Origin of the sequence: Ramlibacter sp. AN1133, from assembly GCF_037890035.1 — a bacterium.
GTDB lineage: Bacteria > Pseudomonadota > Gammaproteobacteria > Burkholderiales > Burkholderiaceae_C > Ramlibacter.
In genome coordinates this window covers 385,947-399,647 of sequence record NZ_JBBKTQ010000002.1, presented here as the reverse complement: position 1 = coordinate 399,647, position 13,701 = coordinate 385,947, and the positions used below count along the sequence as shown (strand labels likewise).

General features: G+C 69.4%; 8 protein-coding genes. 3 read left to right on the top strand and 5 right to left on the bottom strand.

Going from position 1 to position 13,701, the window contains the following annotated elements; genetic code table 11:
* Window positions 1-4: 4 nt before the first annotated feature.
* From WG923_RS04345 to WG923_RS04335, 3 genes are read right to left on the bottom strand one after another with little or no spacing between them, the layout of a single operon-like run.
* Window positions 5-226 (bottom strand): DUF350 domain-containing protein, encoded by a 222-nt coding sequence (locus tag WG923_RS04345; protein WP_340349708.1) that lies wholly within the window; start codon window positions 224-226, stop codon window positions 5-7.
* Between the two features lie 21 nt (window positions 227-247).
* A complete protein-coding gene (locus WG923_RS04340) occupies window positions 248-1,732 on the bottom strand; it encodes a DUF4178 domain-containing protein (RefSeq protein WP_340349707.1) in 1,485 nt (494 codons plus the stop codon).
* A gap of 4 nt (window positions 1,733-1,736) precedes the next feature.
* Window positions 1,737-2,771, bottom strand: a complete 1,035-nt coding sequence (locus WG923_RS04335) for an SPFH domain-containing protein (protein WP_340349706.1) — start codon at window positions 2,769-2,771, stop codon at window positions 1,737-1,739.
* A 93-nt stretch (window positions 2,772-2,864) separates the two neighbouring features.
* On the opposite strand from WG923_RS04335, the gene WG923_RS04330 reads away from it, so the two are divergent.
* Both WG923_RS04330 and WG923_RS04325 read left to right on the top strand, forming a co-directional pair.
* Window positions 2,865-4,088 carry an RtcB family protein gene (locus tag WG923_RS04330; RefSeq protein ID WP_340349705.1) on the top strand — a complete coding sequence of 408 codons (1,224 nt, stop codon included), beginning with the start codon at window positions 2,865-2,867 and terminating at the stop codon, window positions 4,086-4,088.
* Window positions 4,089-4,233: 145 nt separating this feature from the next.
* Window positions 4,234-4,743: a pilin gene (locus WG923_RS04325; protein WP_340349704.1), complete on the top strand. Its 510-nt coding sequence runs from the start codon at window positions 4,234-4,236 to the stop codon at window positions 4,741-4,743.
* Between the two features lie 7 nt (window positions 4,744-4,750).
* Here WG923_RS04325 and WG923_RS04320 read toward each other — a convergent pair whose 3' ends face one another.
* Entirely contained in the window at window positions 4,751-6,112 is a 1,362-nt protein-coding gene (locus WG923_RS04320) for a DUF445 domain-containing protein (protein ID WP_340349703.1), read from the bottom strand.
* A gap of 8 nt (window positions 6,113-6,120) precedes the next feature.
* Complete coding sequence (locus WG923_RS04315) at window positions 6,121-10,935, bottom strand: NAD-glutamate dehydrogenase (protein WP_340349702.1); 4,815 nt, start codon at window positions 10,933-10,935, stop codon at window positions 6,121-6,123.
* A 261-nt stretch (window positions 10,936-11,196) separates the two neighbouring features.
* Between WG923_RS04315 and WG923_RS04310 the strand changes: the two genes are divergently transcribed.
* Window positions 11,197-13,506: an NADP-dependent malic enzyme gene (locus WG923_RS04310; protein WP_340349701.1), complete on the top strand. Its 2,310-nt coding sequence runs from the start codon at window positions 11,197-11,199 to the stop codon at window positions 13,504-13,506.
* Window positions 13,507-13,701: the final 195 nt, after the last annotated feature.

Below are 13,701 nucleotides of genomic sequence, written 5' to 3'. Positions count from 1 at the left end.
CGCCTCACCCGTGCACGGCCGCGGCGACGATGATCGAGACGCCCAGCGCCATCGCGCCGACCACGACAGCCAGCGCCATGTTCTGCTTCTCCACGATCTCCTCCCACAGCTTGTACGGCGTGAGCCTGTCGATCACGAGGAAGCTGAGCCAGAAGACCGCCACGCCGATCAGCGCGTACAGGATGGAGCCGAAGAAGGCACCGGGTTTCAGCCACTCAAGATCCATGTCGTTCTCCAGAGAAATCCGTCACTTGTGCGCCCCGCCCGAGACGCCGCCGAAGCTGCCGCCGGAGCGGTAGCCGCTGCCGCCGCCCCCGCCGTCCTCGCAGGCCTTGAGCATGATCACCAGCACGAGGATCAGCAGCAAGAGCAGCAGCAGCGTGCCGCAGCCGCAGCCCATGCCGCCGCCCCTGGGCGTGAGCGGGCCGGCGTCGCCGCGCTGCAGCAGGTCCTTCTTCGCCGTCAGGCCGAAGGCGCTCGCGACCGCGTCGCTGTCGATGCGCGAGCCGACCGACCAGGTGCGCTCGCGCGGCGTCTCCTCCATCGAGAGCACCGAGGTGCCGAACGCATAGTCGCGGTTGAAGGTGAGCTGGCCGCGCTCCACCGGCCAGTAGAACTCGCCGGCGACATAGGTGGTCTGCGCCTTGTACGCGTACTGCTGCCTGTAATCGGTGCCGAGGTAGGAGGCGCGCTGCAGGTCGCGCGCGAGCTTGGGGGCGCCGGTGGCGGTCTTGACCATGCTCCAGCCGTCGCTCGCGTCCACCAGGAAGGCGAAGCCGCGCTTGCGGTTGTACAGCAGGTACTCGTTCCAGCCGAAGTGCTCGTCCGGGTCCTCGGGTTCGGTGCCCAGGCGGTGCTGGAAGCCGACCACCTGCCACTGCACGCCCTGCAGCTGTCCCGTGCTGCCCAGGGGGATCAGCGGCTGCACCGGTTCGTCCTGCAGCGCGTGGCGCAGCTCGCCGCCGACACCCTGCGTCAGGTCGATGAGGGCATCGCAGGCGCCGCAGGTGATCGCCTTCGAATCGCCGAACTGCACCTGCACCGGCGCGCCGCAGTGCGGGCAGGCGAACTGGCGGCCCTGCGTGGCCCGGGCGCTGTCCTGCTTGAGGCCGGTGAACTGCAGTTCGTCGATGGTCGCGGGGCGGCCGCGGCTGAGCGCCGGCGGCTGCGATCCGTAGTCCACCGACAGCACCTCGTTGTCGGGGCTGCGCAGCTCCACCATCGCGAAGGGCGCGTCCAGCGGCGGCAGCTTGGGCAGCTCGCCCTCCGCCGCGACCAGCGCGACCTGCTCGCTGGAGGTGACCTGGTAGGACTTGCCGTTGACGGCGGTGGTGGCGCCGACGCGAAAGCGCTCCGACGGCGGCAGCTCGCGTTGCGTGGACGCGGGCAGGGCGAACACGAAGCCGCCGTTGTCTTCGGCCAGCCAGGCGCCGGAGCCGTCGTCCTCGAACAGGCAGTTCCATTCGGTCCAGGCCCCGCCCGGCCCGCGGTATTGCAGCCGCCCGACCAGCGTGAACGCCCGCCCCTGCCAGCGGCCGCGCGCCAGCAGTTGCAGGGGGCTGAAGTCCTCGAAGCGTTCGGCGACCTTGCCGATGCGCGCGAGCGTGGCGCCGTCGCGCACCACCGTGCTGCGGCAGAAGCTGCAGACCGCGTGCGTCGACTGCGCGCTGCGGAATTCGACAGCGGCGCCGCAGCCGGGGCAGGGAGCGGTGTAGGTGCGCTCGGAGGTCAAGGCCTCAGGCGAGCTTCTTCAGCAGTTCGGTCTTCTTGGCGTCGAACTCTTCCTGGGTCAGGATGCCCTTGGCCTTGAGTTCGTCCAGCTTTTCCAGCGTCGCCATCACGTCTTCGGGCCGAACCACGGCGGCCGGAGCGCCGGGGGCGGGTTCCGCCGGCGGCTGCATGCCCTTTTGCAGGTTCTGCGCGAGCACCTGGCCCATGGCGATGCCGGCGCCCAGGCCCATCGCATCGCCCGCCACGCCGCCGCCCTGGCCCGCCGCCTTGGCCATCTCCGGGATCGCCTGGCCCGTCTGGTACTGCACGAACCGGCCCATGTCGTTGCCGACCATGCCCATGCCGATGCGCTGGTCGAGGATCTTCTGCAGTTCCTCGGGCAGCGAGACGTTCTGCACGGTCATGCCGTCCAGGCGCAGGCCGATGGCTTCGAAGGCCGGGCCCAGCTCCTTGCGCAGCGCCTGCGCGAACTCGACCTGGTTGGAGGCGAGGTCGAGGAAGGGCACGCCGCTTTGCGCGATCGCGTCGGAGATGTGCTGCAGGATCAGGCCGCGCAGCTGGCCGTCGAGGTCGTCGACGGTGTAGCGCTCGCGCGTGCCCGAGATCGCGGTGTGGAACACGCGCGGATCGGCGACGGTGTAGCTGTAGTTGCCGAAGGCGCGCAGCCGCACCGCGCCGAAATCCTTGTCGCGGATCGAGATCGGCTGCGGCGTGCCCCAGCGCTGGTCCACCTGCTGGCGCGTGCTGAAGAAGTAGACGTCGCTCTTGAAGGGCGACTGGAACAGCTTGTCCCAGTTGTTCAGGTAGGTGAGGACAGGCAGCGTCTGCGTGGTGAGCGTGTAGCGGCCGGGGCCGAAGACGTCCGCGATGCGGCCCTCGTTGACGAACACCGCCATCTGCGATTCGCGCACGGTGAGCGAGCCGCCGTTCTGGATCTCCAGGCCTTCCATGGGGAAGCGCCAGGCCAGCACGCCGTCGGCGTCCTCCGTCCACTGGATGACGTCGATGAACTGCTTCTTGATGAAGTCCATCAGGCCCATGGCGTTCCCTTCACGGCTGTGCTGCGCCGCATGATACCCGCGGGGACGCGCCCCACTGAACTTCCCGCGCTGCAGCGGGTCCTACTCCGCCCCATGCAAGAACCAGCGAACTATCTCGAGGAAGACACCCCCGGAGGCGTGCCGGTGAAGATGTGGACTCGTGGCGTGCCGGTGGAAGACGAGGCGAAGCGCCAGCTCCGGAACGCCGCCCGCCTGCCGATCGTCTTCAGGCACATCGCCGCCATGCCCGACGTGCACTTCGGCATCGGCGCCACGGTGGGCTCCGTCATCCCCACCTTCCGCGCCATCATCCCGGCCGCGGTCGGCGTGGACATCGGCTGCGGGATGATCGCCTGCAAGACCACCCTTTCGGCGCAGGACCTGCCCGACAACCTGGCGCCGCTGCGCGCCGCGATCGAACGCGCGGTGCCGCACGGCCGCACCCCGGGCGCCCGCGACCCCGGCGCCTGGCAGAAGACACCCGGCGCGGTGGACACTGCCTGGGCGCAGCTCGAGCCCGAGTTCACCGCGCTGTGCCGCGACTACCCGAAGCTGGAAAAGACCAACCACCACAAGCACCTGGGCACGCTGGGCGGCGGCAACCACTTCATCGAGGTCTGCCTCGACGAGGAGGGCTTCGTGTGGTTCATGCTGCATTCGGGCTCGCGCGGCGTCGGCAACGCGATCGGCACCCTGTTCATCGAGCTGGCGAAGCAGGACGCCATGCGCAACAACGTGCATCTGCCGGACCGCGACCTCGCCTACTTCGAGGAAGGCTCGCGCTACTTCGGCGACTACGTCCGCGCGGTCGGCTGGGCCCAGAAGTTCGCGCGCCTCAATCGCGAGGTGATGATGCGGCGCGTGATCGAGGCGGCGAAGACGGTGATCCGCAGGAACTTCCAGGCCCACGTCGAGGCGGTGAACTGCCACCACAACTACGTGCAGAAGGAAACCCACTTCGGCCACGACGTGTACGTCACGCGCAAGGGTGCCGTGAGCGCGAGGAAGGGCGAGCTGGGGATCATCCCCGGCAGCATGGGCGCGCGCAGCTACATCGTGCGCGGCAAGGGCAACCCGGAAAGCTTCGAGTCCTGCTCGCACGGCGCCGGCCGCACCATGAGCCGCGGCGACGCGAAGCGCCGCTTCACGCTCGAGGACCACCGCCGCGCCACCGCCGGCGTGGAGTGCCGCAAGGACAAGGACGTGATCGACGAGACGCCCGCCGCCTACAAGGACATCGACCAGGTGATGCAGGCGCAGCAGGACCTGGTGGAGGTGGTGCACACCCTCAAGCAGGTGGTGTGCGTCAAAGGCTGAGCCACGCGCCCGCACTTGTAGGCGGCGGCTGACGCGCTGAAGTGAAACAGGCGCAACACGGCGCAAGCGGGGCGGTTCCAGACTGCGATGCACAGCGCAGGCCCATCCGTGGCTTCACAGGCGCGGTAGTACCGGGAGACGTTCCATGGCATCCACACGGCGGCCGCGCCAGGCGGGCTTCACCCTGATCGAGCTGATGATCACGGTCGCGATCATCGGCATCCTGGCCTCGGTGGCGCTCGGGCAGTACGGCAACTACACGCGCAGGGCGAAGATCTCCGAGGTGCTGCTCGCCGCCTCGCAGTGCAAGATCAGCATCACCGAGGGCTACGTGGCGATGGTGTCGGCGCCGCCCGCGGGCGGCTGGGGCTGCGAATCCGCCGCTGCGACTTCGCACTACGTCGGCGCCGTGCAGACTTCGGCCGACGGCGCCGTGCGGGTGGCCCTGGCCAACCTGGATGGCGGCATCAGCGGGCAGTACCTGCACCTCGTGCCGGTGAAGTTCGACGGCATCACGCCCATGTCGGCCGCGGCCGACCTGGGCAGCCGGATCCACCGGTGGGTGTGCGGCTCGGACGTGGCGGCAGTGCGCAACGCCTTGCCGGCGAGCTGCCGCGCAGACACCACGCCCTACGCCGCGGCGACGTTCCGGTAGGGCGCGCTCAGGAGGACAGCCGCCGCACCGTCTCGCCGGCCGCGAACAGCACGAGCCCGATCGCGCCGCCCACCAGCGTGCCGTTGACGCGGATCTTCTGCAGCTGCGGCCCGATGCTCAGCTCGATCTGCGAGGCCATCTCGCGCGCGTCCCACTGCCGCACCGTGTCGCGGATGTGGGTCGTGAGGTAGGCCGAGAAATCCGGCGCCGCGCTGCGCGCCGCCGCCTCGAGCTGCTCGTTCAGCGTGCGGCGCAGCTCCGGGTCCGCCGCCAGCTCCCGCCCCAGCCAGCCGCCCGCCGCGACGAGGTTGCGGTGCAGCGGCGAATCCTCGCTTTCCACGTTGCGGTGGAGCCAGTCGGAGATGGTGCGCCACAGCTGCGAGGCATAGTGGCCCAGGTCATCGTCGTTCAGCAGGTAGGCCTTGATCTCCTGCGCCTTCTCGTGCATCACCGGATCGGTCTTCAGGCGCGCGATCAGTTGCGCCACGTAGCCGTCGAAGGCGACGCGCAGGCTGTGGCGGGGATCCGTGCGCACCTCGTCGAGGTAGCGACCGAGCTGGCGCGCGAACAGCTCGCTGCCCTTGTCGCCCAGCCACTCGGTGGGCAGCACGAGCTGCTTCTTGTAGTGCTCGGTCTTCAGCCACTCGACGATCTTGTCCGCGATGAGCTCGCGCGTGCCCGCGGCAGCCAGCAGCTGCAGCAGGCGCGCGATCAGCTGGTCCAGCAGCTGCTGGTGGCGGCCGTCGGCGGTGAGCGTGTCCAGCACCTCGCCGGCCGAGCGCGAGAGGTCCGCCTTGGCCAGCAGGGTGCGCGCGGCGTCCTTCAGGAGCTGCTGCACCCGCTCCGCCTCCACCAGGTGCAGCGAGCCGGCCACGCACTTGACGAGGAAGCCGCCCAGGCGCCGCGTGTTCTCCTCCTGCACGAGCCAGTGGCCCAGCCCCGCGGCCAGGTCGTGCCGCCGCATCAGGGCCGCGAGCGAATCGGCGTCGAGGAACTTGTCCTGCACGAACTGGGCGAGCTGGTCGCCGATCTCGTCCTTCTTGCGCGCGATCACGTCGGTGTCGCGCCCGATGATGGGCACCGGCAGCGGCCGGAACAGGGCGGACACGGCGAACCAGTCCGCCAGCCCGCCGACGATGGCGGCCTCGCTGGTGGTGCGCAGGCCGTCGGCGAACAGGCTGGGCGGCAGCGACAGGCTCATGACCAGCGCGAAGCCCATCATGCCCAGGAGCATCAGCGCGTTGGTCTTGGCATGCGCGAGCAGCGCGTGCTGGTCCGGCGCGCGCGGCGCCGAGCGCAGCGCCATCAGCACCAGCAGGGTGGCGATGCCCGTGAGCGCGGCCAGCGCGACGAGCGTGGAGGGCTGCATGCGGCGGTTCAGACCAGGTTGCGCAGCTCCCGCAGGGCGACCGAGAGCATCGCGAGGTCGCCGGTGCCCGTGTCCTTGAGCTCCTGCAGCAGCCGCTGCGCCCGCTCCAGCGCCTGGCGGTTGCCCTGTTCCCAGCGATCGAGCACGGAGCGCGCGTCGCCGTCCTGGTGCAGCACCGCCTGCTGCGCGATCGAGCGCTGCAGGTCCGTGAGGTCGTCGCTAAGCGCGATCTTGGCCAGGCTGTGCCAGAAGCTGTCGGCCGGCAGCTGCTCGATCTGCTGCTGCATGCGCGCCAGGCCCAGCCGCTCGCCGACGCCGGCGTGCACCTGCGCGGTGAGCTCCAGCGGCTTCTTGCTCGCCTCCGCGATCTCGGCGATGTCCAGCGCGTTGAAGAGCGCCTCGGCGCCGTCGACCTGCACCGCGAGTGCGCGCGGCACGCCGGCCGCGATCCACCGCCCGGCGCGCGGGGACTCCGGCGCGCTTGCTTCCATGTGCGCGCGCAGGGCCTGCACCGCCGGCGCGAAGCGCGCCACCTGCTGCTGGGTGGGCTCGAACAGGCGCCGCGAGCGCAGGAACCAGGTGCTCGCGCGCGCGACCAGGCCGCGCAGCGTGACCACCATGTCGGCCTGCGTTTCGTCCGGAACCGCAGCGTCCAGCGCCTCGATCTGCTGCCACAGGGGCACCAGCCCGAAGACCTCGCGGCTGGCGAGGTAGGCCCGCACCACCTGCGGCGGCGTCGCGCCGGTGATCTCGCCCAGCCGGTGCACGAAGGTCGGGCCGACGCGGTTCACCATGCTGTTCAGGACGTGGGTGGCGATGATCTCGCGCCGCAGCGGGTGGCGCGGAATGACGTCGGCGAATTTCTCCTTCAGCTGCGTGGGGAAGTAGCGCTCCAGCGCGGTGGCGATCCACGGGTCTTCCGGCAGGTCGGAGGCGATCAGTTCGTCGTTCAGCCACATCTTGCTGTACGCGAGCAGCACCGCACGCTCGGGGCTGGTGAGGCCGATGCCCCGCGCCTTGCGGTCCGCGATCTCCTCCTCACTGGGAAGGAACTCGATGGCGCGGTTCAGTTCGCCCTTCTTCTCCAGGAAGCGGATGAAGCGCGCCTGCTCGTCGAGCTGGCGCGGCGCGAGGCGCCCGCCGATGGACAGCGCCTGCGTCTGGAAGTAGTTGTCGCGCAGCACCAGCGCGGCAACCTGCTCCGTCATCTGCGGCAGCAGGGTGTTGCGCTGCTTTTCCGTCAGTTCGCCGTCGCCCTGCGCGATCCCCAGCAGGATCTTGATGTTCACCTCGTGGTCGGAGGTGTCGACGCCGGCGGAGTTGTCGATGGCGTCGGTATTGAGCTTGACGCCGTTCAGCGCGGCCTCGATGCGCCCGCGCTGGGTGAAGCCCAGGTTGCCGCCTTCGGCCACGACGCGGCAGCGCAGTTCGCTGCCGTTGATGCGCACGGCGTCGTTGGCGCGGTCGCCCACGTCGGCATGCGTCTCCGACGAGGCCTTCACGTAGGTGCCGATGCCGCCGTTGTAGAACAGGTCCACCGGAGCCTTGAGGATCGCGGTGATGAGTTCGGCCGGCGTGAGCGACTCCGCTTCGATGGCGAGCACGCGCCGCGCCTGCGGCGAGATCGCCACCGACTTCTCGGAGCGCGCCCAGATGCCGCCGCCCTGCGAGATCAATTTGGCGTCGTAGTCGGCCCAGGAGGAGCGCGGCAGCTGGAACAGGCGCTCGCGCTCGGCGAACGAAGCCTGTGGATCCGGCTCGGGGTCGATGAAGATGTGCCGGTGGTCGAAGGCCGCCAGCAGCCGGATGTGCTTGGACAGCAGCATGCCGTTGCCGAACACGTCGCCCGACATGTCGCCGACGCCGATCACCGTGAAGTCGGTGGACTGCGTGTCCAGCCCCAGCTCGCGGAAATGGCGCTTGACGCTTTCCCAGGCGCCGCGCGCCGTGATGCCCATCTCCTTGTGGTCGTAGCCCTGGCTGCCGCCGGAGGCGAAGGCGTCGCCCAGCCAGTGGCCGTACTCGATGCTGATCGCGTTGGCGTAGTCGGAGAAGGTGGCCGTGCCCTTGTCGGCCGCGACCACGAGGTAGGGATCGTCGCCGTCGATGCGCAGCACCTGCGGCGGCGGCACCGCCTTGCCGGCGACCAGGTTGTCGGTGAGGTCCAGCAGGCCGCGCAGGTAGTCCTGGTAGCAGGCCACGCCTTCCTTCATGAAGGCCTCGCGGTCGCTCGAAGGCGGCGCCTTCTTCAGCACGAAGCCGCCCTTGGAGCCCACCGGCACGATCACGGTGTTCTTCACCATCTGGGCCTTCACCAGCCCCAGCACCTCGGTGCGGAAGTCGTCCGGCCGGTCGGACCAGCGCAGCCCGCCGCGCGCGACCTTGCCGCCGCGCAGGTGGATGCCCTCGAAGCGCGGGGAGTAGACCCAGATCTCGTACAGCGGCCGCGGCTCGGGCAGGCCGGGCACCTTGCGCGAATCGAGCTTGAGGCTCAGGAACGGGCGACGCGGCCCGGGCGCGCCGCTCGCGCCCACCCCCGTGCGCCAGTAGTTGGTGCGCAGCGTGGCCTGGATCAGCGCCAGCAACTGCCGCAGCACGCGGTCTTCCGACAGGTTGCTGACCTTGTCCAGCGCCTGGTTCAGCGCGTTGACCTGCGAGGCGGCGCCCTGCTCGTCGTGGCCCACCGGGTCGAAGCGCAGGCGGAACAGCGACACCAGCATGCGGGCGATGCGCGGATGCGCGGCGAGCGTCGCCGCGATCGTCGCCTGCGACTGCGCGAAGCCGACCTGCTTGAGGTACTTGGCATAGGCGCGCAGCACCACGACTTCCTCGGCGGACAGCGCCGCCAGCAGCACCAGCCGGTTGAAGTCGTCGTTCTCGACTTCGCCGCGGAACACCCGCGCGAACGCGTCCTCGAACAGTCGCGCCAGCGCCTGCGGGTCGATCTCCGCGTTGGGCTGCGCCTGCAGCGCGAAATCGTGCAGCCACACCGGCTGCGTGTGCTCGCCGTCCTGGATGCGGTGGTTGTCTTCCGCCAGCACGCGCACGCCCATGTGCTCCAGCATCGGCAGGCTGTCCGACAGGATCACCGGCGCGCCCAGGCGGTACACCTTCAGGCCCAGCCGCCCCTCCGCGGCGCCCAGCGGCCAGTACAGCGCCAGCGCGAACGGCGCCTCGGGCGTGAGCGCGGAGATCTTGCGGATGTCGTGTACCGCGGCGCGGCCCGGCACGTGCTCGCGGTACGCCACCGGGAAGGCACCGGCCCAGCGCCGCTCCAGCGCCAGGCCCACCGCCTCGCCCTCGCTTTCCACCAGTGCCTCGCGCAGCTCGTCTTCCCAGCGGCGCGCCGCGGCGGCGAGCTTGCGTTCCAGCTCCTTGCGGTCGAAGGGCGGGACGGGATTGGGCGCGATGCGCACGTTGAAGTGGATGCGCGCGAGCTGCATGCCCGAGAGCAGCACGTCGAAATCGACGTGGGTGCCGTTGAGTTCCTTCAGCAGGATCTTCTGAAACTTCAGGCGCAGCTGCGTCGAGAAGGCCTCGCGCGGCACGTAGACCAGGCAGGAGACGAAGCGGTCGAACGGGTCCTTCCAGATGAACAGGCGCAGCCGGTGCCGCTCGCCCACGCCGAGGATGCCCAGCACGATGTCGTACAGCTCGCCCTCGGCGATCTGGAACAGGTCGTCGCGCGGGAAGATCTGCAGCGTGTGCTGCAGCGCCTTGGCCAGGTGGCCGGCCGGCGCGAAGCCGGCGCGCTGCGCCACCGCTTCCACCTTGCGGCGCAGCAGCGGCGTTTCCGTCACGCGGGCGGAATACATGGTGGCGGTGAACAGGCCGATGAAGCGGTGCTCGCCGATCACCCGCCCCTGGGCGTCGAAGCGCTTGACGCCCAGGTAATCGGTGTAGCCGTCGCGGTGGACGGTGGAGCGGGTGTTGGCCTTCGTGACCACCAGCACCGGCGAGGGCGTGCGCGCGAGCGCGCGGGCCGCCGGCGGCAGGGCCGCGAAGCTGGCCGAAGGTTCGGCGCCAGCGCTCTCGCGCAGCATGCCCAGCGCGCTGCCGGCCACGAGCCTGAGGGCCAGGCTGCCGCCCTCCTCCACCAGGTCGTGCTGCCGGTAGCCCAGGAGCGTGAAGTGATCGTCGGCCAGCCAGTCGAGGAAGGCGCGGCTTTCCGCCGCCTCCTCGGGGTTCACGCCGGGCACGGGCCTGGCGAGCTCGCCGCTGGCCTCGCGCAGGCGCGCCAGCATCGGCTTCCAGTCGGCGACCGCGGCACGCACGTCCGCCAGCACGCGTTCGATGCCCTGGCACAGGGCCGCGCGCTGCTGCGCGTCCACCAGCCGGTCCACCTCGATGTACATCCACGATTCGCGCGGCAGCTCGGGCGCGCCGGCACGGGGCGCGATCGATTGCAGCAGGCCCTTCGCGTCGCGCTGCACGGCGTACACCGGGTGCACCAGCAGGTGCAGGGTGAGGCCCTGGCGCTTGATCTCCATCGAGACCGAGTCCACCAGGAAGGGCATGTCGTCGTTGACGATCTCCACCACGGTGTGGCGCGAGCCCCATCCGTCCTCGCCGGGGGAGGGACTGAGCACCCGGACCTTCGGCACCCCCGGCTGGCGCTGCGCGCCGAACTGCCAGTGCGACAGCAGGGCGCCGAGCAGGTCTTCGGGGGTGCGCTCCTCCAGGTCCTCCACGTCGACCTGCTGGAAGTATTCATGGGCGAAGCCGTCGAGCGTGCCGGCGGCGGGAGCGGCCTGGCGCGCGGTGGCCAGGGCGAGGACGGCGGCGACCTGTTCGTCGCGCCGGGTTTCCTGAGTGGCAGCCATGTTCTCTTTCTTTCCTTTGGCCGCATCCACTGTAGGCCCGGGGGGCCGGGTAGCGCCAATGTGGATGTGTCGCGTCTTGATGCGAATCATGCATGGGGAGGCACCGGCCGGGGCCATGTGGCGCGGGCCACGACGGATGTCCCACTACGCAAGTCTGCGTACTAGGGTTTTCCCCGGCTGCGGGTACTACAATCGCAGGCTTTTCGACCGAAAACAAGCGCGGGCGCCGGTTTGCCGTCCCCGCCCAGGAGACTCCATCCCATGCCCAACGACACCCCGGCCAAGCCCGACAAACAAGCCGAGCTGCGCCTGGCCGCCCTCGACTATCACGAGCACCCGACCCCGGGAAAGATCCAGATCGCGGCGACCAAGCAACTGGTCAACCAGCACGACCTGGCGCTCGCCTATTCGCCCGGTGTCGCGGCCCCCTGCGAGGAGATCGTCCGCGATCCGAACAACGCCTTCAAGTACACCAGCCGCGGCAACCTCGTGGCGGTGATCACCAACGGCACCGCGGTGCTGGGCCTGGGCGACATCGGCCCGCTGGCGGCCAAGCCGGTGATGGAAGGCAAGGGCGTCCTGTTCAAGAAGTTCGCCGGCATCGACGTCTTCGACATCGAGATCGCCGAGAAGGACAACCTCGACAAGCTGGTGGACGTGATCGCGGCGCTGGAGCCCACCTTCGGCGGCGTGAACCTGGAGGACATCAAGGCGCCGGACTGCTTCTACGTCGAGCGCAAGCTGCGCGAGCGCATGAAGATCCCGGTCTTCCACGACGACCAGCACGGCACCGCCATCGTGGTGGGCGCGGCGATCATGAACGGCCTGAAGGTGGTGGGCAAGGACATCAGGAAGGTCAAGCTGGTGACCTCCGGCGCCGGCGCCGCGGCGCTGGCCTGCCTGGGCCTGCTGCTCAAGCTGGGCCTGCCGCGCGAGAACATCTACGTGACCGACCTGGCCGGCGTCGTCTACAAGGGCCGCAAGGAACTGATGGACCCGGACAAGGAGCAGTTCGCGCAGGAGACCTCCGCGCGCACGCTCATGGACGTGATCAAGGACGCCGACGTGTTCCTGGGCCTGTCGGCCGGCGGCGTGCTCAAGCCCGAGATGGTCAAGCAGATGGGTGCCCACCCGCTGATCCTGGCGCTGGCCAATCCGAACCCGGAAATCGACCCGGAAGCCGCCAAGGCCGCGCGCCCCGACTGCATCATCGCCACCGGCCGCACGGACTACCCGAACCAGGTCAACAACGTCCTGTGCTTCCCCTACATCTTCCGCGGCGCGCTCGATAGCGGCGCGACCACGATCACCCTGGAAATGGAGATCGCCGCGGTCCACGCCATCGCCGAACTGGCGCAGGCGGAGCAGAGCGAGGTGGTGGCGGCGGCCTATACGGGCCAGCAGCTGTCCTTCGGCCCCGAGTACCTGATCCCCAAGCCCTTCGATCCGCGGCTGATGCTCAAGATCGCGCCGGCGGTGGCCAAGGCGGCGGCCGAGAGCGGCGTGGCGCTGCGCCCGATCGCCGACATGGACGCCTACCGCGAGAAGCTGCAGACCTTCGTCTATGCCTCCGGCACGACGATGAAGCCGATCTTCGCGCTGGCCCGCTCGGCGCCCAAGAAGAAGGTGTGCTTCGCCGAGGGCGAGGAAGAGCGCATCCTGCGCGCCGCGCAGGTCCTCACCGACGAACACGTGGCGCGCCCGACGCTGATCGGCCGGCCCGAGATCATCAAGCAGCGCATCGAGAAGTTCGGCCTGCGCCTGCAGGAAGGCCGCGACTACGACGTGGTCAACACCGACTTCGACGAGCGCTATCGCGACTTCTGGCAGACCTACCACCGCATGACCGAGCGGAAGGGCATCACGGCGCAGGTCGCGAAGATCGAGATGCGCCGGCGCCTGACGCTGATCGGCGCGATGATGCTGCAGAAGGACTACGTGGACGGCCTGATCTGCGGCACCTGGGGCACGCCCGACCTGCACCTGCGCTACATCGACCAGGTGATCGGCAAGCGCCCGGGCGTGAAGACCTACGCCGCCATGAACGGCCTGATGCTGCCGAACCGCCAGGTCTTCCTGGTGGACACTCACGTCAACTACGACCCGAGCGCGGAGCAGCTCGCCGAGATCACCCGGATGGCGGCGGAGGAGATGCTGCGCTTCGGCCTGAAGCCGAAGGTGGCGCTGCTGTCGCACTCCAACTTCGGCAGCAGCAACCAGCCCAGCGCGATCAAGATGCGCGACACGCTGGAGCTCCTGCGCGAGCAGGCGCCGTGGCTGGAAGTCGACGGCGAAATGCACGGCGACATCGCCCTGGACGCCCACGGCCGCGAGCAGCTGATGCCGCACAGCACCCTGTCCGGCGAGGCGAACCTGTTGGTGCTGCCCAACATCGATGCAGCCAATATTTCGTACAACCTGCTGAAGACGGCGGCCGGCGGCAACATCGCCATCGGCCCGGTGCTGCTAGGGGCGGCCAAGCCGGTCCATATCCTGACAGCGAGCACCACGGTGCGCCGCATCGTCAACATGGCGGCCCTCACGGTCGCCGATGCCAACGCGGCCCGTTAAAGCGTTTCCCGACAGCTGGCGCTAACTTTGAAGTTCGCGCCCGGCCCCGCAATCCCCCCAGGCCGCTGCCCAAATTTTGGGCAGCGGCTTGCTTTTGGGGAGGACATGCGTCACACTAGCGACGCTTGAAGTTTCGGGTTAACCCGAATGAAACGAAGTGCCGGTACCGGAAGGTACCGGTGGCGTTCCTAGACC

What these genes read in the sequence shown, in the direction of transcription:
- WG923_RS04310 (WP_340349701.1), top strand. Translation starts at nt 11,197, where the DNA reads ATGCCCAACGACACCCCGGCCAAGCCCGACAAACAAGCCGAGCTGCGC.
- WG923_RS04320 (WP_340349703.1), bottom strand. Translation starts at nt 6,112, where the DNA reads ATGCAGCCCTCCACGCTCGTCGCGCTGGCCGCGCTCACGGGCATCGCC.
- WG923_RS04330 (WP_340349705.1), top strand. Translation starts at nt 2,865, where the DNA reads ATGCAAGAACCAGCGAACTATCTCGAGGAAGACACCCCCGGAGGCGTG.
- WG923_RS04325 (WP_340349704.1), top strand. Translation starts at nt 4,234, where the DNA reads ATGGCATCCACACGGCGGCCGCGCCAGGCGGGCTTCACCCTGATCGAG.
- WG923_RS04315 (WP_340349702.1), bottom strand. Translation starts at nt 10,935, where the DNA reads ATGGCTGCCACTCAGGAAACCCGGCGCGACGAACAGGTCGCCGCCGTC.
- WG923_RS04335 (WP_340349706.1), bottom strand. Translation starts at nt 2,771, where the DNA reads ATGGGCCTGATGGACTTCATCAAGAAGCAGTTCATCGACGTCATCCAG.
- WG923_RS04345 (WP_340349708.1), bottom strand. Translation starts at nt 226, where the DNA reads ATGGATCTTGAGTGGCTGAAACCCGGTGCCTTCTTCGGCTCCATCCTG.